This window comes from Rhodococcus sp. 1168 (assembly GCF_002091955.1).
Taxonomy (GTDB): Bacteria; Actinomycetota; Actinomycetes; order Mycobacteriales; family Mycobacteriaceae; genus Rhodococcoides.
On the sequence record NZ_MKKY01000004.1, the window covers coordinates 1 to 268 of the forward strand.

The following is a 268-nucleotide window of genomic DNA, read 5'->3' on the forward strand; positions in this document are numbered from 1 at the left end:
CTCGTTCGTTCCTCGCTGCCAGGGACTGCGCGGTGCAGCGAAGAACATCTCGATGCCTGTCGCTGCGGTAAGCAGCTTGTGGCCGGCAAGTTCCATCCCTCGGTCCCAGCTCAAACTTCGGCACATCACCGGATTCATCCGTGCATACTCCCTGACCAGCGCAGGAACAACTGACGTCGTGTGCCGCGTTGGTGTCTGCACAATAGTCAGATAGCGGTACTTGCGATCGACCAGGGTCGCTACCTGACTGTTTCTCGAACCAATGACC

The 268-nt window shown here is 58.2% G+C and carries 1 protein-coding gene; it reads right to left on the bottom strand.

Going from position 1 to position 268, the window contains the following annotated elements:
* Positions 1-264: transposase (locus tag BJI47_RS00275; protein WP_368655864.1), on the bottom strand; the 264-nt coding region annotated here is incomplete at its 3' end.
* Between the last annotated feature and the right edge of the window lie 4 nt (positions 265-268).